Source organism: Bartonella sp. CE47NXGY (assembly GCF_042195415.1).
Classification (GTDB): domain Bacteria; phylum Pseudomonadota; class Alphaproteobacteria; order Rhizobiales; family Rhizobiaceae; genus Bartonella.
Genome location: NZ_JBHIOI010000169.1, coordinates 1 through 1,071, shown reverse-complemented (window position 1 = coordinate 1,071; position 1,071 = coordinate 1). Strand labels below are relative to the sequence as shown.

At 34.0% G+C, this 1,071-nt stretch carries 1 protein-coding gene; it reads left to right on the top strand.

Features of this window, described 5'->3' with window-relative positions; genetic code table 11:
- Positions 1-931: 931 nt before the first annotated feature.
- Positions 932-1,071 (top strand): transaldolase family protein (locus ACFIL3_RS10445; RefSeq protein WP_375682246.1); only part of this gene is annotated, 140 nt, incomplete at its 3' end.

The window sequence follows — 1,071 nt, the reverse complement described above, 5'->3', positions numbered from 1 at the left end:
CAGCGCCATTCTTCTGTGCAAATAAAGCGCATCACTATTAAGCATTCAACATGCTATCGGTTAAGTGCATCCTTCAACAAAGCGATCCCATAATATGACTTCTTCCCAACGCACACTTTTATTTTTTTACCGCCTCATATCTCAATTTATCTTCAACAAACTGATTTATAAAGATATAATCATCATTTTACCTATTGTAATAAAACCCTCAATACGATGAATTTTTCTCATTTCAACCCCATCGAGGAACATTTGTAAATCCTTATTGATGAAAGAGTATCCCATGATTTTAATTATAGGGAGAATAATATTGCAAATGGAGCCGTTACAATATTCACCTTGGCTTTGTGCCAAAACGTGAAAACACATGTATACATCTTTCAGCTTGATTGAGAATCAAGCAACAATACAAGCAGCACAAAAGCGTATTGTTGAAGAATGGAGAACACAGAATAAATCAATGTAATTGACCATAAAAAAACCCTTCATGCGTAAAATTTTACAGGCGTTCTTCAACAGTGTTTTACGACAAAATAAATCCATCCGCTTTCATCAAAAACAAAGTTAAACATACCCCCTAAAAAAGGAAGGTATCTTATGATGCACTCTCAAATATCAAGAGCAATCGCAAATAGGAAATGAGCAAAGTGTTTGATAATGCTAGCTTATTTCCATAAATATAAAAACACCGCTACGCAAAGATGCCAATACGCAAAAATATTGGTACGCAATGAATTCTATGCCTTATCACGAGTAACACTATGAAATGGGTGTGGAAACGATAAATCATATTTCTTTACCGAAAACGGGTACATGATTAACACCATAGCATTCTTGTTCTTTACACAGATATTAATTCTTTCTCTTGCTTTTGCAGTCAACAATAGCGCATAACAAAAAATAGGATAAAGCTAAAAAGAAGAGGTTAGATATGAAATTTTTTGTGGATAGCGCCAATATTGAAGAAATTCAAGAGTTACAGAATTTAAGCCTTGTTGATGGTGTTACCACCAATCCCTCTCTTATCCTAAAATCAGGACGCAATATTCTTGATGTTACAAAAGAAATTTG